22 protein-coding genes are annotated in these 23113 nt (G+C 40.4%); 17 read left to right on the forward strand and 5 right to left on the reverse strand.

Going from position 1 to position 23113, the window contains the following annotated elements; all coding sequences use genetic code 11:
- Positions 1 to 530 precede the first annotated feature (530 nt).
- The 8 genes from nifJ to A3775_RS04115 all read left to right on the forward strand — a co-directional run bounded on the left by nifJ (position 531) and on the right by A3775_RS04115 (position 11033).
- On the forward strand, positions 531 to 4091 hold the full coding sequence (gene nifJ, locus A3775_RS04080; RefSeq protein ID WP_066423971.1) for a pyruvate:ferredoxin (flavodoxin) oxidoreductase: 3561 nt from the start codon (positions 531 to 533) through the stop codon (positions 4089 to 4091).
- Between the two features lie 368 nt (positions 4092 to 4459).
- Complete coding sequence (locus tag A3775_RS04085) at positions 4460 to 5299, forward strand: prephenate/arogenate dehydrogenase (RefSeq protein WP_066380880.1); 840 nt, start codon at positions 4460 to 4462, stop codon at positions 5297 to 5299.
- A 238-nt stretch (positions 5300 to 5537) separates the two neighbouring features.
- A complete protein-coding gene (locus A3775_RS04090) occupies positions 5538 to 6479 on the forward strand; it encodes an N-acetylmuramoyl-L-alanine amidase (RefSeq protein WP_066423974.1) in 942 nt (313 codons plus the stop codon).
- A 555-nt stretch (positions 6480 to 7034) separates the two neighbouring features.
- On the forward strand, positions 7035 to 7682 hold the full coding sequence (locus A3775_RS04095) for a hypothetical protein (RefSeq protein WP_066380883.1): 648 nt from the start codon (positions 7035 to 7037) through the stop codon (positions 7680 to 7682).
- Positions 7683 to 7825: 143 nt separating this feature from the next.
- Positions 7826 to 8236 (forward strand): hypothetical protein, encoded by a 411-nt coding sequence (locus tag A3775_RS04100; protein WP_066423976.1) that lies wholly within the window; start codon positions 7826 to 7828, stop codon positions 8234 to 8236.
- A 121-nt stretch (positions 8237 to 8357) separates the two neighbouring features.
- Positions 8358 to 8999 carry a hypothetical protein gene (locus A3775_RS04105; protein WP_066380887.1) on the forward strand — a complete coding sequence of 214 codons (642 nt, stop codon included), beginning with the start codon at positions 8358 to 8360 and terminating at the stop codon, positions 8997 to 8999.
- A gap of 571 nt (positions 9000 to 9570) precedes the next feature.
- Complete coding sequence (locus tag A3775_RS04110; protein ID WP_066380888.1) at positions 9571 to 9897, forward strand: hypothetical protein; 327 nt, start codon at positions 9571 to 9573, stop codon at positions 9895 to 9897.
- Positions 9898 to 10436: 539 nt separating this feature from the next.
- Positions 10437 to 11033 carry a helix-turn-helix domain-containing protein gene (locus tag A3775_RS04115; protein WP_066380890.1) on the forward strand — a complete coding sequence of 199 codons (597 nt, stop codon included), beginning with the start codon at positions 10437 to 10439 and terminating at the stop codon, positions 11031 to 11033.
- A gap of 49 nt (positions 11034 to 11082) precedes the next feature.
- Here A3775_RS04115 and A3775_RS04120 read toward each other — a convergent pair whose 3' ends face one another.
- A complete protein-coding gene (locus A3775_RS04120) occupies positions 11083 to 12078 on the reverse strand; it encodes a CHAD domain-containing protein (RefSeq protein ID WP_066380891.1) in 996 nt (331 codons plus the stop codon).
- 264 nt (positions 12079 to 12342) lie between these two features.
- Here A3775_RS04120 and A3775_RS04125 point away from each other — a divergent pair, with 264 nt between their 5' ends.
- Entirely contained in the window at positions 12343 to 13410 is a 1068-nt protein-coding gene (locus A3775_RS04125) for a DUF3616 domain-containing protein (RefSeq protein WP_066423981.1), read from the forward strand.
- Here A3775_RS04125 and A3775_RS04130 read toward each other — a convergent pair.
- Entirely contained in the window at positions 13407 to 13811 is a 405-nt protein-coding gene (locus A3775_RS04130) for an NIL domain-containing protein (protein WP_066380894.1), read from the reverse strand. The two genes, A3775_RS04125 and A3775_RS04130, sit on opposite strands and share 4 nt — an antisense overlap.
- Before the next feature lie 195 nt (positions 13812 to 14006).
- Here A3775_RS04130 and A3775_RS04135 point away from each other — a divergent pair, with 195 nt between their 5' ends.
- On the forward strand, positions 14007 to 14585 hold the full coding sequence (locus A3775_RS04135; RefSeq protein WP_066380896.1) for a thioredoxin family protein: 579 nt from the start codon (positions 14007 to 14009) through the stop codon (positions 14583 to 14585).
- Between the two features lie 181 nt (positions 14586 to 14766).
- Here the strand turns inward: A3775_RS04135 and hpsU are convergent, their stop codons facing one another.
- From hpsU to A3775_RS04150, 3 genes are all read right to left on the reverse strand, one after another.
- A complete protein-coding gene (hpsU, locus tag A3775_RS04140; protein ID WP_066380898.1) occupies positions 14767 to 15327 on the reverse strand; it encodes a hormogonium polysaccharide biosynthesis acetyltransferase HpsU in 561 nt (186 codons plus the stop codon).
- Positions 15328 to 15426: 99 nt separating this feature from the next.
- Positions 15427 to 16359 carry a glycosyltransferase family 2 protein gene (locus A3775_RS04145; RefSeq protein WP_066423983.1) on the reverse strand — a complete coding sequence of 311 codons (933 nt, stop codon included), beginning with the start codon at positions 16357 to 16359 and terminating at the stop codon, positions 15427 to 15429.
- A 107-nt stretch (positions 16360 to 16466) separates the two neighbouring features.
- Positions 16467 to 17261, reverse strand: a complete 795-nt coding sequence (locus tag A3775_RS04150) for a hypothetical protein (RefSeq protein ID WP_066380905.1) — start codon at positions 17259 to 17261, stop codon at positions 16467 to 16469.
- Between the two features lie 173 nt (positions 17262 to 17434).
- Between A3775_RS04150 and cobU the strand changes: the two genes are divergently transcribed.
- From cobU to A3775_RS04185, 7 genes are all read left to right on the forward strand, one after another.
- Positions 17435 to 17989 carry a bifunctional adenosylcobinamide kinase/adenosylcobinamide-phosphate guanylyltransferase gene (gene cobU / locus A3775_RS04155; protein WP_066380907.1) on the forward strand — a complete coding sequence of 185 codons (555 nt, stop codon included), beginning with the start codon at positions 17435 to 17437 and terminating at the stop codon, positions 17987 to 17989.
- A 129-nt stretch (positions 17990 to 18118) separates the two neighbouring features.
- Positions 18119 to 18547 (forward strand): hypothetical protein, encoded by a 429-nt coding sequence (locus A3775_RS04160; RefSeq protein WP_066380908.1) that lies wholly within the window; start codon positions 18119 to 18121, stop codon positions 18545 to 18547.
- Positions 18548 to 19203: 656 nt separating this feature from the next.
- Complete coding sequence (locus A3775_RS04165; RefSeq protein WP_156481561.1) at positions 19204 to 19401, forward strand: hypothetical protein; 198 nt, start codon at positions 19204 to 19206, stop codon at positions 19399 to 19401.
- A 357-nt stretch (positions 19402 to 19758) separates the two neighbouring features.
- A complete protein-coding gene (locus tag A3775_RS04170) occupies positions 19759 to 19983 on the forward strand; it encodes a hypothetical protein (protein ID WP_066380912.1) in 225 nt (74 codons plus the stop codon).
- Positions 19984 to 20036: 53 nt separating this feature from the next.
- Positions 20037 to 20339, forward strand: a complete 303-nt coding sequence (locus tag A3775_RS04175) for a hypothetical protein (protein WP_066380913.1) — start codon at positions 20037 to 20039, stop codon at positions 20337 to 20339.
- Positions 20340 to 20381: 42 nt separating this feature from the next.
- Entirely contained in the window at positions 20382 to 20591 is a 210-nt protein-coding gene (locus A3775_RS04180; protein ID WP_066423985.1) for a hypothetical protein, read from the forward strand.
- A gap of 217 nt (positions 20592 to 20808) precedes the next feature.
- Complete coding sequence (locus A3775_RS04185) at positions 20809 to 22959, forward strand: peptidase domain-containing ABC transporter (RefSeq protein ID WP_066423987.1); 2151 nt, start codon at positions 20809 to 20811, stop codon at positions 22957 to 22959.
- Positions 22960 to 23113 lie beyond the last annotated feature (154 nt).

The following is a 23113-nucleotide window of genomic DNA, read 5'->3' on the forward strand; positions in this document are numbered from 1 at the left end:
CTTGTATTATATTTGTGCATCATTTTAGTCGTGTCAGTCCACTACAAGTATTTAGATTTAGAACCTAAAGTATTTAATAAATCCCGCAACACCTGAAAAAGTTACGATAAATACACTGTAGTAACTCCTCCCGCACCTCTACCCCAGACTCAATCATTGCAACGCTGAAAGTCTGATGAATATGTATTTCTAGATATTGAGTACATTCCTAATATTTGTTAAGAAATATATATTGGCAGATGAGATAATAGTAGGCGAAATATTGTACTAGCCATTAGCCACATTCAATATCTATATATATCGTTTTCTCACCTAACGAGGTAAAAACTTATCTGCGTTTATCTGCGTTTATCTGCGTTCAATTCTGACTGATTTTACCTCACTTGAATGGGTATTGCTATAACTCAGCATAATTCCCAGCATAAATATAACAATAAACTTCCTGGCTCTGGCTATTTATCAGGTTTTTATTTCCGGGTTCTCTGCATCCAATAAACCACCCATAGAAGTTGAGACAGGGAAACAAATTAATGAGTAAAAACTTTGCTATTATTGACGGCAATGAAGCTGTCGCGCGTGTGGCGTACAAATTAAACGAAGTCATCGCCATTTATCCTATCACCCCCTCATCACCGATGGGAGAATGGGCAGATGCTTGGGCGGCGGAAAGTCGTCCGAATTTGTGGGGAACTATACCCAGTGTAGTGCAGATGCAAAGTGAAGGCGGCGCGGCGGCGGCGGTGCATGGTGCATTACAAACAGGTGCTTTAAGTACCACTTTCACCTCCTCTCAGGGACTCTTGTTAATGATTCCCAACCTCTACAAAATTGGGGGAGAATTAACCAGCACTGTCGTTCACGTTGCGGCTAGGGCTTTAGCTACCCATGCACTATCTATTTTCGGTGATCATAGTGACGTAATGGCAGCCCGTGGTACTGGGTTTGCTATGCTGTGTTCGGGTTCGGTGCAGGAAACTTATGATTTTGCTGTCATAGCTAACGCGGCTACTCTAGAAACACGGGTTTCCTTCTTACACTTCTTTGATGGCTTCCGCACCTCCCACGAAGTGCAGAAAATTGAGTTATTATCAGATAATGATTTGCGATCGCTGATTAACGAAGACCAAATCTTTGCACATCGCGCCCGCGCCCTTTCCCCAGACAAACCATTATTACGGGGTACAGCCCAAAACCCTGATGTTTTCTTCCAAGCCCGTGAAGGTGCAAACCCTTATTACAACGCCTGTCCTGAGATTGTACAGGCAATCATGGATAAATTCGGGGAACGCACAGGCAGATTTTACCAACTTTATGAATATCACGGCGCAAAGAATGCCGAGCGCGTGATTATTCTCATGGGTTCTGGTTGTGAAACCGTCCATGAAACAGTAGATTATCTGAACGCCCAAGGTGAAAAAGTTGGGGTTCTGAAAGTTAGACTGTATCGCCCCTTTGATATTAGCAGATTTATCCAGGCTATACCTAAGAATGTCAAGGCGATCGCAGTTCTCGACCGCAGCAAAGAACCAGGAAGTGCCGGAGAACCTTTATATTTAGATGTAGTCACCGCTATTCATGAAGGTTGGGGAAAGAAAAAGCAGCCCAAACTTGTCGCCGGGCGTTACGGGTTATCCTCAAAAGAATTCACCCCAGCGATGATCAAAGCTGTCTTTGATAACTTAGCCCAAACTACACCTAAAAATCATTTTACCATTGGGATTCATGACGATGTTACCCACACATCCCTAGACTATGACCCGACTTTCTCCACCGAAGCGGATAACGTTGTACGGGCGATGTTTTACGGGTTGGGTTCTGATGGTACAGTAGGAGCTAACAAAAACTCGATTAAGATTATTGGGGAAGGAACAGACAACTACGCTCAAGGCTATTTTGTCTACGACTCCAAAAAATCAGGTTCAATGACGGTTTCACATCTGCGCTTCGGTTCTCAACCAATACGTTCTACCTATCTCATTAACCAAGCTAACTTTATTGGTTGTCACCACTGGGGATTTTTAGAACGCATCGATGTGTTAAAATCGGCGGCGACGGGTGCGACTCTTTTAGTCAACAGTCCATACAATGCGGATGAAGTTTGGGAAAATCTACCCCCGCCGGTAAAACAGCAAATTTTAGATAAGCAATTGCAACTTTACGTCATCAATGCCAACCAGGTGGCGCGCAATAGTGGTATGGGTGGAAGAATCAATACCATTATGCAAGTGTGTTTCTTTGCTTTAGCTGGGGTATTGCCACAGGATGAGGCGATCGCTAAAATTAAACAAGCGATTGAAAAAACTTACGGTAAAAAAGGCGCGGAAGTTGTCCGCATGAACTTGCAAGCCGTAGACCAAACCCTAGATAATTTACATCAAGTCAAAGTCCCCGATGAAAAAGGTAAATGGCTAGACGCAGCTAACCAAAATCCCTTTCCTCACAACGTCCCGGCATTTGTCGAGAAAGTTTTAGGTAAAATCATGGTGTGGGAAGGTGATGATTTACCTGTGAGTGCTTTACCAGCAGATGGAACATTCCCCACCGGCACAGCGAAATGGGAAAAACGCAACGTTGCTCTAGAAATTCCCGTGTGGGATGAGAATATCTGCGTTCAGTGCAGTAAGTGTGTGATGGTTTGTCCCCACAGTGCAATTCGCGCTAAAGTTTATCAACCGAGTGAATTAGCGAATGCGCCGACTAGCTTCAAGTCAACCAATGCCAAAGACAAAGACTTTGCTAACCAAAAGTTTACTATTCAGGTAGCACCGGAAGACTGTACAGGTTGCGCTATTTGTGTGAATGTATGTCCAGCCAAAAACAAAGCTGAACCCTCACGCAAAGCCATTAACATGGCGGAACAGCTACCTTTGCGAGAACAGGAGCGAGAAAATTGGGATTTCTTCTTAAATTTACCCAATCCTGACCGCAGACAGCTAAAACTCCACCAAATTCGCCAACAACAACTGCAAGAACCATTATTTGAATTTTCTGGAGCTTGTGCTGGTTGTGGTGAGACACCTTATGTTAAACTATTGACACAACTATTTGGCGATCGCGCCGTCATAGCTAACGCCACAGGTTGCTCATCCATTTACGGCGGAAACCTCCCCACCACCCCGTGGACGAAAAACGCCGAAGGAAGAGGCCCCGCTTGGTCGAATAGTTTATTTGAAGATAACGCTGAGTTTGGTTATGGCTATCGTCTCTCAGTAGATAAACAAACGGAATTCGCAGCAGAACTCTTAAGACAGTTTAGCAGCGAACTAGGAGATAAACTCGTTGACTCCATCCTCAAGGCAGAACAAAAAACCGAAGCTGATATATGGGAACAACGGGAAAGGGTGAAACAGGTACGGCAGAAATTAGATAAACTGCTGATTAAGGAAAAAGACACCCAGCGTAAACTAGCCATCGAAACCCTAAAATCCCTCGCTGACTACCTAGTGAAGAAAAGCGTCTGGATTATTGGCGGTGATGGTTGGGCTTATGATATTGACTTTCATGGGATAGACCATGTATTAGCCAGTGGTCGAAACGTCAATATCTTAGTCATGGATACAGAGGTTTATTCTAACACAGGCGGTCAATCATCCAAAGCCACCCCAAGAGCCGCAGTAGCGAAGTTTGCCGCTAGTGGTAAACCTGCGCCGAAAAAAGACTTAGGCTTAATGGCGATGAACTACGGTAACGTATACGTAGCGAGTGTAGCGTTAGGCGCGAAAGACGACCAAACACTCAAAGCCTTTTTAGAAGCAGAAGCCTTTGAAGGGCCATCCTTAATTATAGCATACAGCCATTGTATCGCCCACGGGATTAACATGACTACCGGGATGAACCAGCAAAAAGCCCTGGTAGACTCAGGGAGATGGTTGTTGTATCGTTACAATCCATTGTTGCAACAACAGGGTAAGAATCCCTTACAATTGGATATGCGATCGCCTACCCAATCAGTAGAGCCATCCATGTACCAAGAAAATCGCTTCAAAATGCTCACCAAGAGTCATCCAGAACTAGCTCAACAACTGCTAGAACAAGCGCAGGCTGAAGTTGATGCACGTTGGCAGATGTATCAATATTTAGCCAATAGGTAATAGTGAATAGGTAATAGGTACAAGCCTATTACCTATTATTAATTGGTATGGATTTACCTTACCTTCGCGCCCCTCCGCCTTTAAAAACCCCATCCCTCTGGTAAAGTCAGAGGAAAATACACAAGTAAGCGAAAATAAGAATAAGCCTCGCGCAAAGGCGAGCCAGTGCGTTGGGCGGCTCCGCCGACTTGTAGCAACTGGCGTGCAAAGACGCAAAGAATAAAACAACAAAACCTCAGCGTACCTCTGCGTTACCTCTGCGCGACGGCAGTCGCTACAAGTCCGGCGACCGAACGCGCTGCCTCCCCTCCGCGTTTAAAAACCTCATCCCTCTGGTAAAGTAGGCGGAAAATACAAATAACAAAAAAATGAAAATAGGAATCTTAGGACTAGGACTAATTGGCGGCTCATTAGGTTATGATTTGCGATCGCAAGGACATCATGTAGTCGGAGTCAGCCGCAAACAAACCACCTGTAAAACAGCAGTAACATTGGGTAGCGTCGATGAAGCCAATATCAATCTTAGCCTGTTAGCCGACACAGAAGTTGTATTTATTTGTACACCCATCGGCCTCATCGTCCCACAAATGGCACAATTAATTAAACACCTATCCAGCAATACCATAGTTACTGATGTCGGTTCAGTCAAAGCACCGATAGTCAAAGCCATTGCGCCGACGTGGGAAAATTTTATTGGTGGGCATCCGATGGCGGGAACAGCAGACAGTGGAATAGAAGCAGCGCAAAAGAACTTATTTGTGGATAGACCTTATGTGTTAACACCAGATGATACCACACCAAAAAGAGCGATCACAGTTGTAGAGGAAATAGTGCGATCGCTAGGTGCTAATATCTATTATTGTCAGCCAGAACAACATGACCGCGCTGTGAGTTGGATTTCTCATTTACCCGTCATGGTGAGTGCCTCACTAATAGCAACTTGTCTGAGTGAAACTGACCCAGAAGTATTACAATTAGCGCAAAACTTAGCTAGTTCTGGGTTTAGAGATACTAGCCGAGTTGGTGGAGGTAATCCAGAATTAGGCGTAATGATGGCGCAGTATAACCGCCAAGCACTGCTAAGTTCATTACAACAATATCGCCACCAGCTTGATGAAATCATCAACTTAATTGAGCAAGAAAATTGGACAGATTTAACAGCAAAGTTGCAGTCAACCCAACAAGCAAGACCTAATTTTGTTGATTAAATTGACGGTGCGTTATTAGTAGGTTAACGCACCCGAAAAGTTAATGTATTTAGATAGTTAAGTTTATTGGGATATTTTTCCTGATAATTACTTTTTTTGTTACAATAGCAATTTAGTAAATAAAATTATCTCACACCCATATATTGTTCAATTTTGCTGCAATAGCAATTGAACAAACTTGACATCAACAAGTAGCAGTATCCAGCAAACTTGAAAAACTGAATTGAGGAATAACATAATGAAGTATGGCATTGACATGGGTCATAATTGCCCACCAGACACCGGAGCAAGAGGTATCAAAGTTGAGGACATTTTAACCATAGATGTAGGAAATAGAGTTATCTCGAAATTAAGAGCTTTAGGACATGAAGTCATATCATGTAACCCAGAAAGAGCAAGTTCAGTCAGAGATTCTCTGTCACAAAGATGTAACAAAGCCAATGCAGCCAGAGTAGAAGTTTTTGTTTCAATACATTTTAATGCTTTTAACGGAAGAGCTAATGGCACAGAAGTATTTGCCGCTAGTGAAGCCGGCAGAAGAATTGCTCAACCTGTTTTAAATGAAATTGTCAAATTAGGATTTTTTAATCGTGGAGTCAAGAGTGGTTCCCACTTGTTTGTTCTCCGAAATACAAATATGCCAGCAATTCTAGTAGAATGTTGCTTCATAGATTCTCAAAAAGATATGAATATTTTCGATGCAGAAGCAACAGCTAATGCAATTGTGAAAGGTTTAACAGGTAAATTGCCTACGACACCTGTAAATGTAATTCCAGATGAAGAACAGAATATAGATACCAGTATATTAAGGCTGCAAAAAGCTTTAAATAGATTAAAAATTACTGATAGAAATGGTAAAGCTCTCGCGGAGAATAATCAAATCAATGCCGAAACCAAATTTGCCATTGAAAAATTTCAAGGTATAGTAGGAGTAGAAAAAACTGGTGTAGCAGGTGAAACTACCTGGAATGCTATTAATCTAATTTTAGCCAAACGCATTATCAGACGAAATCATGGCGGTGGGCCAGTAGTCCGATATATACAATACCGAGTAGGTGCTGATGTTGATGGGATTTTTGGGCCGCAAACAGAAGCAGCAATTAAGAGATTTCAAAGACAGAATGGTTTAATTGCTGATGCAATTGTTGGGCCAATGACTTGGAGAAAATTGATCGGTTAACACACATCTTGCACCTGTTCCTCAATGATAATTTTTGTAGGGTGGGCATTGCTTGCAACTTGCTGAAAGCCTTAGTTTTACGTCATTGGGTGTGCATCACCTGACGCTTATTGAGAAAGGTGCAAGATAGGAGCTAATTTTAATTATGGGGATTTCCCTGTTAAGAGTTGCCCGTTAAAAGTTCCCTCTTAAAGCATTTAAACAGTCTGACGTACCCTACAAGACATTTGTAATGTGACACTTGCGTAATATCATGTCCGGCTAATTACTTATGATAAGTTTTCGATGCTGATCTTTTCTTGTTCCCTGTTCCCTATTCCCTGTTCCCTATTCCCTGTTAAGAGTTCCCTACCCCAACAGATATGATAACTATTCAAACGGACATGATATAAGTAACTAATTCAGTTGTGTCATCAAGCTTTGACAGCTTCACGAAAAAAACTTTTCCTCAAATTGGTGAGAGGGTGCATAAATAAATCAAGGTCAACCTATTGAGTGAGTGAAGGGGTTGAAACCCAACAAACAAACCAACACTAACACTTGAGAAGCATGACCATGAAATTCCGTAACTTAACAGGTTCTTTACTCACCGCTACCGCACTATTAACCAGCACAGTTCCCGCTTTTGCAGGGCCTTTCGATGTAAAAGCTAGTGGTATTTTCCAACCCGTGAAAGTTAACCCCGGTGCAATTGGTAACGTCAAACCTGCGACACCAGCATCCACAAGCAACCCAGTTGGTAACAGTGAAATTCAAGGTTTAGGTGACCATCAATCATGGGTATCTCCCGATACCTTAGCAAAAGACCCCCGTGCATTGTGTAGTGATGTTGGTTTAGGAAACAACACCCGCACCAGCACCAGCAAAATTGCCTTAGCTACCTCTACCAGCAGCCGTTCTAGTTCATCTCGCAGTCATAACGATGGCGGTGGCGGTGGTGTCAGCATCTTTGGTATTGGCGTTAGTGGTAATGGTAGTAGTCAAGGTAGCCGAAATCGCAGCGAATCTAGAAATAGCCGCCGCAACAGCACAGAAGAAGCTAGTAGCAGTTCTTCTACAGTAGTGCAGGGTAAAAATTGCGATGCTTTCGTGAACGCCGCCGCCGCCAGAGATATGAACTATCAAGATAACCTCACCCGCCGCTATGAAATTAAAACAGGTCGTCGTGGACAACAGGTTAACCAATTACTGGAAAATAAATAATAATTAGGGGTAATGGGTAAAGTCTCATTTCCCATTCCTCCCAGTCTGAAACCATTAATTAAGAGTGTTAAATTTTGGATTTTGAATTGTTACGCCGCCGGGGTTAGTACCCTGGCAATTGCTTTATTTATCTGAGGAAAAGTATGAATACCAGAATAGGAGGTGGAATAATTGCCGTCTCTACAACCTTATTATTGACTATCACACCCTTAGTCAGTGCTGAAACTCCTGCGCGCTCAATTCGTGACTCACAAATTTTACCCTATCTATTAGAGAATCCCCGCGATCGCTCATTGGTGAGGGTACGTTGTGTTTCCAAATTCCGACAAGAACAAGACAGAAAGCGCAGTATCATCAGGGATAGTCTATTAAGACCAAACGGACAAGGCAATAATACTGTCACCATTGAAATAGAAGGCAGTTGTCGTAATGTCAGAATTCGCTCACAAGACTACTTAGACTATTCTCATTATCCAGCTAACCCGGATTTTGAAGATGATTGGTTAACCCGCCAAGGTTCAGGATGGGACTGGCTGTTGAGACATCAACGTTAAACTCAGGTGAACTATTTTTGATTTTTTCCAGCAACAGGCTGCATAAACCCAAAATCATCAACCTATTGATTAAGTGAAGGGGTGAACACCCAAAACACTGCAATCAAAGGAAGATGTGATCATGAAAACCCAAACCTTGTTAAGTCTCGCCTGTTCTCTTTCTGTTTTAGGTTCTTTAACACTACCCGTTACAGCTCAACCAGTTGCCACTGAACCAACTCAACCCCAGGTAGTCAGCCCAGAAATTAGCATTCCCCAAGATACAGCCCTGATTGTCTCATTCCCCGCACCTGTGACTGTAGATGTCGGGCAGAAAAAAGACTATCCTCTGACTGTTCCTTTAGCTAGTGCCATTCAAGATGCTGAAGGAAATACCATTGCACCAGAAAACACTCCTGTCACCATTGTCTTAAAACCCAGTGAAGGCGGTGCCAAAATTGTTGCTCAATCTATAGTCATCAATGGCCGCATCGTTGCCATTAAAGCATCTAGCCAAATCATCCCCGGTACTACCATCACCCACAAGCGAGCTAATGACAAAGCTGTAGAAAATGGTTCTATTTGGGGTAGAATTGGCGGTAGTACCTTGGGTTTCTTCAGCAACGGTGATCCAGATCAGTTTGACCGGGGAGCGATGTTAGGTAGTGCTGTTGGTTTGCTCTCAGGTTTGCGTTCCGCAGAAAACACCCGTGTTGTGCAGATTCCCCAAAGTAGCGTTTATGTTTTGTCGCTAGAAGCTCCTATCACTTTATCTCTTCGTTAGTGACAGGAGACAGGCGTTTACAAGCTTTGTTCAACATCTTCTTTCCCTACCCTTTGGGTTGTCACAGGCTCATGACTGTCTTGTGTCTTGCTGTTAGGGTTAATCAACAGGTGATAAACTTCCGACAAAATTAGTCTAATTTTGTCTCTCAAACTCACCCTAGCTGAATAAGAAAAGCCAGCTTGGGAAGAATTCAGATACAGCCTCAGATGATAGATTGTGCAATCTCATGATAGGTAGGGTTGCATAATTATTCTCACCGCCTTAGCTGTTTGAGTTTTCCTAATGCAGATGTTTTAACTTGAGTGTGAAATCAGTATAAAATCATAGGATTTCATTGGGATTGTTATTCAAGCCGCAAAAAAATTCTTTCAATAAATCACCTAATTTCTTATATTAAATCTAAGTATTTCTTCAAAGACATAATTAGTCAGTTTAAGTCGAAGTTACTGGGTTAAAACTATTGAACCACAATTTTTTTTAGCTAATAATTGCAGTATGAGTTAAGCAATACAAGCTTAATCCATACAGATGGTAATGTTTTCACTCAAGTATTTTCGAGGAAAAAACAATGGCGAACATTAATGTTTTTGAATCCCATAATGTTGGTTCTGAACTGTTTATCGATTCAGAAAACTTTTTGCAAGACCTAAATGATGAAAATGCTATGGCTGTGCAAGGAGGACAAGGTGATGGATTCCCTCAATATCTTAACTACGGTCAGAAGTTTCTAGAGTATGGCTTGAACGGATTTGCAATCAATAATATTGTATCTATCGTCAAGACATATACTGGTGCCGTTGGTATGGGAGCTGCTCCTAACGGTAATGGCGGTGCTCCTGCTCCTAACGGTAATGGCGGTGCTCCTGCTCCCGGCGGTAATGGTGGTGCTGAGTAATAGATTGTAATTCGTTGCTTAATAGGATTTAGCAACTAAACGCTGAATCCTATTACATTTCACCCCATCAGGACTTACGCAACTGGCATATTAGTAGGGTGCGTCAGATATCAAAAATACTTTTATTGACAGCATTTAAACAGTCTGACGCACCCTACAAGACATCTGTAATGTGACACTTGCGTAAGTCCTGCCAATGATAGGATGAATGAAGTGAAGCATTCATTCTATTCAGACTTTGTATTTTGAATATATTAAATTAATGATTTTTCAGATTACCTGAGAAAATTTAGGCTTTTAATTCAACAAACTTTGATAATTTTACTACGCCCATCTTTTGATGTAACCCATTAGGAATAAATTCCCAACCTACTTGAAATTATAAATCTAACTCCAGACAGAATCAAAATAAAATCATATAGAATTAATTTACTAAGTATTAATGTCTGAGACAAAAATATATTAGGTAAATTGAAAGCGATGTATTTCATAACAATTATATATCAAGATTTACCAACTAAGTAAAAATTACAGGAGTTATGTCACACACTACTGATCAATTCCCCAATTCTGAAAATGCAGAATCTGCTAGTGGTAAATTGTTAACGCCTTTTCAACGAAAATCACTGCTGAAGAAATTACAAACTGATTTACAACCAAAATATCGCCGACGTATCGAAATTATGTTGTTGGCAGATCAGGGAAAATCTCAAACCCAAATTTGTAAAATATTGGGTTGTTCTTACCACATGGCACGATACTGGATTAGTGTAGCAAAAGCTGGTTTAGCCCACCAATGGCAGGAGCAACCTATAGGTAGACCAAAAAGTGTTAATGAGGAATATCTCCAATGCTTGAAAGATTTGGTAAACCATAGTCCCCGTGAGTATGGCTATCCCTTTCAAAACTGGACTGCACAATGGTTAAGTAAACATTTAGCCAAAGAAATGGGGATTGCAATTACTGAACGCCACATCAGTCGTCTACTCAAACAAATGGGACTATCTACTAAACAAAAAAATCATATCTCTAGACAAGATGCTGACAGTAGACAAGATGCTGAGATTACAATCAAAGACTTGCCACCGCCCTGTGATTCTAATTTACAATTAATAGTTAATTTCTTTGTAAATTGATATCACACTGTCAGGTGTCTATCTGATAGGGGTTTTGAGAAATAGCCTCTTACTCTACTGGGTTAAGTATTTCACATTCCAGAGGATGCAGGATTGTTAAATGAAAATTCTGCCTATTTTCTGCTTGCAAATACTGTTGCTGTAAGGGTTGCCATTGTTGCCACCACTGAACACGATTGGCGGCTAACAAACTCGCAAATGTCGGTAATTTAGTTTGAATTTCTGACTTGAATACATCCCTCAGCCACTCATCCATCACTACACTATCTTGAATATTGCCCAAAATGTCTTGAATACTTTTGATATCTGCAATGTAAGCTGAGTAAGACTCACCATATAACTCGGTAAATAGTTCCATTTGGTAGCGCATCCGCTTGGCTTGTTTTCGTAAATCGTGGATGATTTCGCCGTGAGTTGTCAATTGTTTTTCTATATCTTCTGGTGTGGAGTCGGTATAGATTTTCACTTGAGAATCAAGGAGATGAGTACCTACTAATAATCCTGGATGCAGCAAGAAACTACTGACTTCAGGTAAAAGTAAGTCTGGTAGTACCTGCTGAATAGGGATAGATGCTAATGGTTTATAAGTTGGTGTTTCTAACCAATCTTCTAAAGTTTGTTTGAAAGACTTATAAGCATCATCCTTGAGTGTTGTCAGGGTTTTAGTTAGTGCATCTTCACGCTGTTTAGCTAAAGCACTAAAAGCTTTTTGCAGAGATTTCTGTTCTTTAGGAGGTAAATTTGGTTGATAAAGGGTTTCTAAATTTTGCTTTAATACGTCTAAATCACGCAGATTACCGAGGCGACGAGCAATTTTACCTATATTTTTATCACTGGCTGGCTTAGGTAAGTTTAGTACAATCTCAAATCTACTAATAGCTGTGCGTAAACGACGCATTCCTACCCGCATTTGGTGTAATGCTTCTGGGTCTTCATCTTTCTTAACAGGTTTTTCCCATTTGATAATTTTACTAAAGTGTTTTTTCATAGCCTGATAGGCGTATTCTCCTAGAGTTTTTACTGTAGGATTTGTATCTAAATTCATAGATATTAGTCATTATTTACTTAGTTTATTGCATAATAACATTAGTTGAAAAATCCATCTATCCTTTGAGAGTTATTTTTTATATTATGCTCGCAATTAAGAAGTGATATCAATCTGGACAGTTATGTAGCTGAGAAAAATATGCAATTGCTGTGATAGCTATGAACTATTAGTTATTTAAGATATGATTAAGTCTTTTTTGTATAGTGATGAACTAATTAAAATAGTAGGATTAATATTTGTGAATTAAAGAGAGTAGTCAACATGGCAATCTCAAATTTAATCAAGCAATGTGTCCTGAGATTTAGCGCGAGTTTTCAAGAACACAGACAAGACCTTTCCGCAGTCAGACTAACTCAAAGTCAGTATTTATGGTTGGGTTCGGATGAGACGGCAACAATTGAGCGGTTATCTGTGGCTGATGGTGAGCAATTTACCAACCATAAACAATTTCGTGTAACTGAATTTATTGATTTACCTGCGTCAGAGGATGAGGAAATTGATATTGAAGGTTTAGCTTATGACGATTATTATTTATGGTTAGTTGGTTCTCATAGCTACAAGCGTAAAAAACCTAAGCCTGATAAAAGTGATGCCAAAAATATTGCGAGGTTAGCTAAAATTGAATCAGAACACAACCGCTATGTTTTAGCCAAAATTCCCTTAGTCGATGGAGAATTAATTAAGTCTTGTCCACATCCTGAGAAACCAAAAGAGCAGTTAAGCGCAGCCAAATTAAAGTTAACTAAAGATAGTAATATCCTGATGGCGGCTTTAGCAGATGACCCACATTTAGGAAGTTTTATAAAAGCTGGGATTCCTGGAAAAGATAATGGTTTAGATATCGAAGGTTTAGCCGTTTATCAAGGACGAGTTTTTTTAGGTTTGCGTGGCCCAGTATTGCGGGGTTGGGCGATAATTTTGGAACTGGAATTAAAAAATTATCAGCCTGATTTATTGAAACTAAAAGAAATAGGAGAGGGGAAACAAGAGTATAAAAAGCATTTTGTTTGGTTGAATGGTTTGGGTATTAGAGATTTATGTTGGCATGGGGAAGACTTGTTAATTTTGGCTGGCCCAACTATGGATTTAGATGGGGTAGTGCAAGTTTATCGTTTAAAAGATGGGGTGAAGTTGCAAGAAAATATTCTCAATACTCCAGAGTTGGTGCAAGAAATTCCGCATGGCGATCGCAATGATCGGGCGGAAGGAATTACTTTATTTGAGGATATCTCTGGAGTACCGTCACTACTGGTAGTTTATGACTCTCCCGCCCCGAATCGGCTAGTGGGTGACGACAGCGTGATTGCTGATGTTTTTCAGTTGGGTTAGAGGTTAGTTGAGATTGCTTGTACTGGACAGGTAGGAATACACTGCTCACAGACAATGCAACGCGATCGCGTGAATGTCAGTTTATAGGTTTCTGGGTGGAGAGTCAGGGCTTCTGTAGGACAAACCCCAGTACATAAGCCACAGTGAACACACAAATCTTCATCAATGACAATTTCCCCCAAGCTGAAGGAAACGTTGATATGTCGCGATCGCATCCACTCAATCGCTGCATCCAACTGATCAATATCTCCTGATAATTCTACGACCAGCTTACCAATTTGATTAGGCGCAACTTGAGCGCGAATAATATTCGCAGCAACATTGAAATCTTTAGCCAGCACATAAGTCACTGGCATCTGGATTGCACGTTTGGGAAAGGTGAGAGTAACTCGTTTTTTCACAGATTTCAGCAGAGACTTTCATCTCAATGATAGTCAAGGGTGGGGACTGGGGATTGGGGACTGGGGATTGGGGATATATGTAGAGACTAAGCATGCTTAGTCTCTACAAGTCAATAGTTAGTTGTGATTCCGCTTCCTCGGCTCACCTCAGTTAAACTAAAAGAGAAATTACTTAATATCATTTAATAAAATGTTATGACTACAAATTCACCAGCGAAGCCGGAAACTACTGTTGGGACTAGATTGAGAAATTTTTTGATAGTGATAGTAGCGATCGCTCTCAGCGTTGCCTTATTCTTAGGACTGCGGGCTGAAAAAACTTCTGTTTCCCTTGCCAGTTTAGAAGAAACATCCACACCCTTAGAAGTAGCGACTACCAACGGTAAACCCTCACTTGTAGAGTTTTATGCTAATTGGTGTACTGTCTGTCAAAAAATGGCCCCTGATATTGCCGAATTAGAACAACAGTATGCTGACAAGGTGAATTTTGTCATGCTGAACGTAGATAATACCAAGTGGTTGCCTGAGATGCTGAAATATCGAGTTGATGGTATTCCCCACTTTGTATTTTTAGATCAAGAAGGGGAAACTGTGGCTCAAGCTATAGGTGATCAACCTCATACAATTATGGGCAGTAATTTAGAAGCTTTGGTGACTGGTTCATCTTTGCCCTATGCTCAAGCCAGTGGTAAAGTTTCTCAATTCTCAGCACCAGTGTCACCCACATCTAGCCAAGATGATCCCCGTAGTCATGGGAGTCAGGTAGTTAATTAGGGGAATGAGGGGGACAAATCAATTCAAAATTCAAAATTCAAAATTCAAAATTCAAAATTCAAGAATCCTTGGGAAATGGGGATAACTAACTATTGTTTTGTAGAGACGTTGCATGCAACGTCTCTACATATATCCCTAGTACCCAGTACCCAGTACCCAGTACCCAATCCCCAGTCCCCTATTATTTAAACCTGGGATATTGGGGACGGCAAGGAGTACCCCAACAGACTTGTCCGGCAGGTAGATCAGAAAAGACACTACTACGCGCGCCAATGACGGCATTAGAACCAATCTGCACTCCAGGCCCGACAAAGCAATCTGTGGCTAACCATACGCCGTTACCAATGGTGATGCTGGCTATTTTCAAGCCAAAGGCAGGATCATAAATATCATGGCTACCAGTGCATAAATAACTTTTTTGAGAAACTACGCTGTGTTCACCGATATAAATCTCATCTAAGCTGTAGAAAACTACATCGTCACCAATCCAGCAATAATCGCCGATGGTGACTTTCCAGGGGTAGGTAAAACGTGCAGTCGGTCGAATGACTACGCCTTTGCCGATACGCGCCCCAAATAATCGTAATATCGAGCAACGCAGACTATTAAACGGGTGGAGAGTCAAAGGAAAAGCGATCGCCTGTACAAACCACCATAGTAAAACATACCAACCAGGCCGCCCCCTATCAAACCCAGATTGGTCATATTTGCGTAAATCTACAAAGGATTGGTCATTAGTCATTAGTTATTAGTCATTAGTTATTAGTCATTAGTTATTAGTTATTAGTCATCCCCCTCATCCCCCTCATCTCCCTCATCTCCCTCATCTCCCTCATCTCCCCTACTTCCGCTTATTGGTGAATAGGAGATTTTGAATAACGGCGTTTAAATAACCTACTTGACCATAGGCATAAACAAGGTTATCAAAGCTTTGGGCTGGATTATTATAATACTTCATTGCTTTATATAAGCCCCGTATAAATCTCTCACCACCGATTTTAAATTGACCAATCCCTGCTTTACCTGCGAGTTGCTCACGGTAGCATTCGCTGATACCTTGCCACCAACTGCGGTTGAAAAACCAAGAGCGGTTGATGCGTTCTGGGGCGACGTTGTGAGCTACTAAGGCTTGGGGAATATACGCAACTTGCCAACCACGATTGAGTGCTAATTCTGTCATTTGTAGTTCTTCATTAGACAGGAGGTTTTTGCCGACTCTACCCAGTGCAGGATCAAAACCTCCTATGTCTTCTAGAAAACTGCGGCGGATGGAGTAGTTCAAGCCTCTGGGGGTTAAGCCTGGTTGTTGGATGTATGTCAGGCTGTCGCCTAAATCATAGGCTCCCAAATTCCCGGCTAAGGCAGGAGATAGCCATTGAGGAGGTTCAACACCAGCTGGCCATAAGAGGGTAACTTTACCACCGGCGATCGCTAGCTGGGAATTAGTTTGATAAGTGTCATACAATACTTGTAGCCAGTGGGGAGTCGCCACGGCATCATCATCTAAATATGCCAAGATTTCCGCTTGAGCCACTCTTGCGCCTGTGTTCCGGGCTACGGATAATCCCAGCGTAGATTCAAATACATACTTGAAGCGGGAATTACTAGCTCTTTGTTCTGCTACTTCACGGGTGCGATCGCTTGACCCATTATCCACTACTACAACTTCAAACTCACCAGCAAATTCTTGCGCCAACAGGCTATCTATCGCTGCACCTAAATAATTATCCCGATTGTGAGTGCATATTATAGCAGATATTTTAATTTCTGACATATTAATTTAGGGAATAGAAATTAGAATGTAGGGGTTTAGCAATGCTAAACCCTCACCGGAGTAGAGAATACAGTGGAAATATCTACTGTTAGTGATCACCTCCTACCTCATACTTGCTGGATGTGACTGTGTAAAACTACCAGACTTTCGGCTAGTTGGCTGAGGCGAGTTTCTAGGTATTGCTTGCGTCCCAAGAGTTGGCGTAACTTTTGATAACGAGCGATCGCTAAACTGACTGTAGCTAGCTGATTCGGTGGACATGGGCGTGACCAAAGTTTACCAGACTCATCTACACCACAGAGGCGATAACCAGTACGTAGAGATGGGTTAGGAGGTGTACCATTAGGGTCACAAATTTCTTGGACATAATCTATCAGTCGTTCAACTTCTGCATGGCGGAGTGTTGCCGTACCTCCTTGTTCTACATCCCAAGGATTGGATTCTAACCAACCATTCACAATCGGCCCTTCTAAGTATATATCCTGAATTTGCTGCACAATTAACTGTAATTCTGTTTGCCAAAGAGCTACTTCTTCCTGAATCTCTTGCAGAATGTTCATGGCTAAGGCAGGATTAGCACCATGACGGTGGTTACTGAAGGTAGGAGTTTTAAATTTTGGTAGGCTGGGCGTTTTACCTTCATTGTCTTGTACAGCAAAGGTTTTTACAGAACTATCTTGAGAAAACAAATTTTCCTCAGTAGTCTGTTCCACCTGGGAGTCTGTCACTAAGTCTGGAATTGCTGCTTGAGTGGTGCTTTCTGTGTTTTTCCCTTCTTTAGCAGCCACGCTAATCCTGAAGGATACCGGACGCTTGGTGTTATCGCTAGCTTCAACGGTGACAGTATCGCGAGTTCCCAAATCGTGTAGAGTTGCTTCAATGCGTTTTACACCTGCTTTCATAGTCATATCCTAAAATCTACTGTCTGAGTGTTTAATATTTAAAAATGGGTTGATTAAAATTTATATCTTTTGCCCATTTTGACATAAACAATCTTGGTGCTAATTTTATCTTTATCAAACTGATCTAGTTTCACCAATGTTATCAATAAAGCAAACATACTTAGGATATAAATTTGCGTAACGTTATTTTAGTCACGGGGCCGGCTAGGTCTGGTAAAAGTGAATGGGCGGAAAATTTGGCAATTCAGTCAGGAAAAACGGTGGTTTATGTGGCTACGGCTACCGTTAACCTAGATGATCAAGAATGGCATCAACGTATTCAAAAACACCAAAAACGCCGTCCTGCCGATTGGGTAACGCTAGAAGTACCAATCATGCTATCTGCAACCCTGGCTGATATTCAGCCAGATAGTTGTGTGTTAGTCGATTCTTTAGGCACTTGGGTAGCGAATCTTTTGGAACAAGATGATTTAACTTGGGAAAATACCTTGAGGGAATTTTTAGAAACGGTACAGTTAGTAACTGCTGATTTGGTGTTTGTGGCGGAAGAGACGGGTTGGGGAGTAGTTCCAGCATATCCTTTAGGGCGGACATTTCGCGATCGCCTGGGTGCTGTAGTACGTCATTTAGGCTCAATTTGCCAAGCTGTTTATTTAGTCACTGGTGGTCATGTTCTCAATCTCAGCATACTTGGTACACCATTAGCAAAATCTCTACATTATGAATGATGAAGCAAAATTTAAGATATTTTAAGAGAAATAGATTATTATTCATTTGAGCAATTTTTGTCAGATTCTTAATAGAAAATTAAACAGTTGGTATCCAAATTTTCCTCATACCGAATGTAAAATTAAGGTATGGCAAACAAAGAAGAAGTTAAAAAATATCTTGCCCACTGGTTTCAGTTAGGTAAGAAAGTAGTGATCGGTAACGAGGGAACAAAAATGTTACCTCAACCTATATTCCAAGGCGATCGCTACAGCAAAGACTTTGAAGAATGTTGGCAAAAAATTCTCTTATCGGCAGGTGATTGTTATCTAGAAGGAACTGACGAAACTATTGCTGAATTACTAACGCCAGCATGGGAAATGTGGCCTTGTAGCCGTTGTTCGATGCCAGTACCCATGAAAAATGTTGGTATGCCTGCCGCATTTTGTCCATGCAATGATTTACCAGGCTGGCCGAATACTGATTTACCAGCACCACGATGTCCAATTAACAACGAAGAACAATTAAAAAATATCCGCAATCGACTTTTAGGAAATCTTACTTCAGCTAATTATTAACTGATCAATCTGCATTAATTGACTGTGGTTTCACTACGAGAAGCCACAGTATTTTTTTGACCTCTCCCCCAACCCCTCTCGGACAAGGAGAGGGGAGTAATATCATGTTGGGTTAAACACTTATAATATCTGTAGGTTGGGTTGAGGAACGAAACCCAACATTAACACTACGAGAAGCCACAGTATTTTTTTGACCTCTCCCCCCACCCCTCTCCGACGCGGAGAGGGGAGTAAGAACAGACGTAGAGACATTTGATGAAATGTCTCTACATATTCCCCCCTTCCCTACTAAGGGGGGTAGGGGGGTTAGGTCTTGACTTTGATATTCATCAAAATATTTTTAAAATATCCTCTGAGATAGATACATAAAAATCTCAATTACTATATTCGCTTCATTGCTGGCAAACAATTTGAAAAATGGAATAACCCAACTATATAAACACTAATTTCAGCGTGTATTTTTATGTAGTGCCATCAACTTAATTGAGTAATTGAGTCTCAAAAAATCTGCAATTAAGTTTACAGATATTGTAAATGACCCATCTAGTTACTCCCAGCTATTGTAGTAATCAAGCAAGCAGTTGAGGAGCCAACAAGAGGCAAACAACTACTAGCTATAACGACTCAAAACTATCCTATTAATGGAGTAAATGATCATGCAAGTTATCGAAAAAAATATTTTCACTCAAATCTCTGCTGAACAATCTGCTAATGTTAACGGTGGTGGCAATAGTGCTGGAATGAATCTTTTACTTGCCGGTGCTCTTGCTTCAGTTTTAGACGCATTTGACCTGGATGAAACAAACGAAGGACAAATTACCATCATCGGTGTCCTTGCCGGCATATTTGGCTAATAATAGCATGAGATAGTTAAACTGTCTCCTTCTTCAGTTTCATCATCTTGAGAAAATTGGTGTTAGACCCCAGTAAATATCTGATAGGTAATAAGGAAAATCACAGCCTTTTACTAACGATAAAGAACAGTGTATAGCACCAAATTACTAAATCTCTTCCTCTGATAATTTGAGGAAATTAATGCGCTCACCGTCTCATATAAGCTTGGCAATTACCACTTAATATGAACGAATTGAGCGCATTTAAATTAATCTTTTATGAACCTACAACAAGCTAAGTACGAATTTACATACTGTATGAAAATTCTAATTTTCAAGATTATGAAATAAAAAAGTATCCAAATGGAGTAACAAACTATGCAGGCGATAGCAAAAAATAACCTGTTTACTGAAATATCTGCTGAAGATGCTGCTGAAGTTTATGGTGGAGGACTCAGAGGACTACTGATAGCTTCTGCATATTTCAATGTAATTCAAGCTTTGACTGGTAATCCAGCCGGTGATCTAGAACGCAATATAGGCTTACTTTTATTAATGGGTGCGCTGTCAGTACCGGGTTCTTTATTCAGTATTATTGAGTAGTTTTAATTCTACTAAAAAAGTAAATTTGATTTGACGATAGCAGCATAAAATTTATGAAAAATAACAGTTTGTTTACAGAAATATCTGATCAAGAAGCTGCTAATGCTAGTGGTGGTGGGCTGATGACTGCTGCATCTTATATTGCAGTTGCAAACGCTTTTAACATTCCTCCTGATATATTACAAACTACAGCAGTTCTGTTTTTAATCAATGCTCTACCGGTTCCTGGGTTCTTAAGCGATAGTTTTGTCCCTTCCTTGGGAAGAGAACTTACACCATTTCGGTCTCATCGCACCAGTAGCGGCTCATCACTTTTCTTAACACAATTATTATACAATGTAGAACCTTGGTTATAGATTTAATATACCAAGAAAATTATCAATGGAGGACGTATGAATATGATTAAAATATTACCTTTTTTTACAGAAGTTACTGCTGAAGAATCTGCCCATATTGGCGGAGGATTTGTTAATGAAAGTCCACAACCAATTTTACCTTTTCTGCAAGAGAAAGAAAACAATTATTCCCGAATTATTCGGCCTATTTTTGGTGACAATGCTATCTTAGCTAGTATATTCACTTCTAGTAACTCTGTTTCGGTATTCTAAATTTAGAGAACATTGAGTTTTTATACACATAAGTTAGTCTTAACTTGTGTGTTTTTTTATTGATATGTATGACTGCTATATAGGTTTTATTTCTTATTTAGGAAATTGAAAACACATAAATAATTAATGAATAATAGATGTTCTTAACTTAAGCTATAAATTAAGTTCTTAGGAATATTTATTTAAAGCATGTAAACAAATACAAGTTTATTAAATTATGAAATATGCTCACGTTTTACAACATAGTGAAGAAGATTGTGGGGCTGCTTGTCTAGCAGCAATAGCTAAACATTATGGACGTAATTTTACAATCAGCCGCATTCGTGAAGCTGTCGGTACAGGACAATTTGGTACAACTTTATTAGGACTTAAAAGAGGCGCGGAAACGCTGGGTTTTAAGGCTAGCACTGTTAAAACTTCTCCAGAGATTTTAAACCAAATTGACAAAGCACCCCTACCAGCAATTATTCACTGGCAAGGTAATCATTGGGTAGTTTTATATGGTAAGAAAGGTAAAAAATGTGTAATCTCTGATCCGGCTGTAGGGATTCGTTATCTGTCGCCAAAGGATTTAGTTGAAGGGTGGAATGATTGGTTAATGTTGTTATTAGAGCCAAATCCAGAATTGTTTTTTCAAGGAGAAGATGATAAGATTGCTGGTTTTTGGCGTTTCTTTAGGCGGATATGGAATTTTCGCAGTATTTTAGCCCAGGCTTTACCCCTAAACCTACTATTAGGTGTCTTATCTTTAGCGTCTCCTTTTCTGATACAAATTCTTACCGATGATGTTTTAGTTAGGGGTGATATGAAGCTACTAACTACTATGGCGATCGCTGTGGTAGTAATGAATATTATTTCTAGTAGTTTATCATGGGTACAGTCTAACTTAATCGCTCACTTTGCCCAACGCTTACAATTAGGACTTGTTTTAGATTTCTGCCGCCAAATTCTCCGCTTACCTCTCTCTTATTACGAAGCACGCCGCAGTGGAGAAATTGTTAGTCGTCTCCGAGATATTAACCAAATTAATCAGTTAGTTTCTCAAGTTGTTATCAGCCTACCTAGCAAAACTTTTATAGCTGTAATTTCTTTGGCTATAATGACTTTTTATAGCTGGAAATTAACTGCTGTAGCTTTGGTTCTATCTGCCTTTATGACCATATCTACAATAGTATTTCAACCAACTTTACAGCAAAAAAACCGCGAGCTTTTAGTGAAAGATGCGGAAGCTCAAGGCGTTTTAGTAGAAACTTTTAAAGGCGCACTCACACTTAAAACTACCTCCTCCGGCTCACAATTTTTAGATGAACTGCAAAGCCGCTTTAGTCATCTAGCAAACTTGACATTACGTACAATACAAATAGGAGTTATTAATGGGACATTTTCTAATTTTATCTCTGGCGTAGGTACGATTTTATTACTTTGGTATGGTGGTAATTTAGTAATTAATCCGGCGGAAAACTTGAGTATTGGGCAATTACTCGCCTTTAACTCAATGAATGCTAATTTTATCGCTTTAATTGCTACTCTCATTAGTTTTGTTGATGAATTTACTACTGCTAAAACTGCTGTGCAACGCCTGACGGAAGTTATAGACACTACACCAGAAAATGAAGGCGATAGTAAAAAGCCTTTCGCCAAATTAGCGGGAGATGCTGATATTGTTTTTACAGGTGTTAACTTCCACTATGCTGGCAGAGTTGATTTATTAGATAACTTTACTGTCACAATTCCTGGGGGTAAAGTTACGGCGTTGATTGGTAAATCTGGCTGTGGTAAAAGCACTCTAGCTAAACTAATTACTGGTTTATATCCTCTGCAATCAGGTAACATTCGGATTGGTTTATATAACCTAGATGATTTATCTTTAGAATGTTTACGTCAGCAGGTTGTATTAGTTCCTCAAGATGCTCATTTTTGGAGTCGTTCCATTGTCGAAAACTTTCGTTTAGGCAGTCCTTTCGTTACCTTTGAACAAATTGTTACAGCTTGCCAAATTACTGGGGCTGATGAGTTTATTAGTAAAATGCCTGAGAAATATCAAACTATTTTAGGTGAATTTGGGGCTAACATCTCCGGTGGGCAACGTCAACGTTTAGCTATAGCTAGAGCGATAATTACAGAACCACCTGTTTTGATTTTAGATGAGTCAACTGGTGGACTTGATCCAGTTAGTGAAACCCAGGTTTTAGATAAATTATTGCAACATCGTCAAGGCAAAACCACAATTTTAATTAGTCATCGTCCAAAAGTAATTAATCGGGCTGATTGGGTTGTTTTGCTAGAGCAAGGTAAGTTACAAATGCAAGGTTCTTTAGAGGAATTGCGGGCGAAGACAGGCGAACATATAGATTTTTTATTGCCTTAATAAATGTGGGTAGCGGTGGGAAGAAGAAAAGTTATGTCTTTGACGATTCTCAATCAGTGTCTATGAAGTTGCATCAAATAAATAATGTAGAGACGTTGCATGCAACGTCTCTACAGTAAAGAATAAAGTGCATCTATGGCTACGCCACGCAAGC

Source organism: Anabaena sp. 4-3 (assembly GCF_001597745.1).
In the GTDB taxonomy this organism is placed as follows: Bacteria; Cyanobacteriota; Cyanobacteriia; order Cyanobacteriales; family Nostocaceae; genus Trichormus.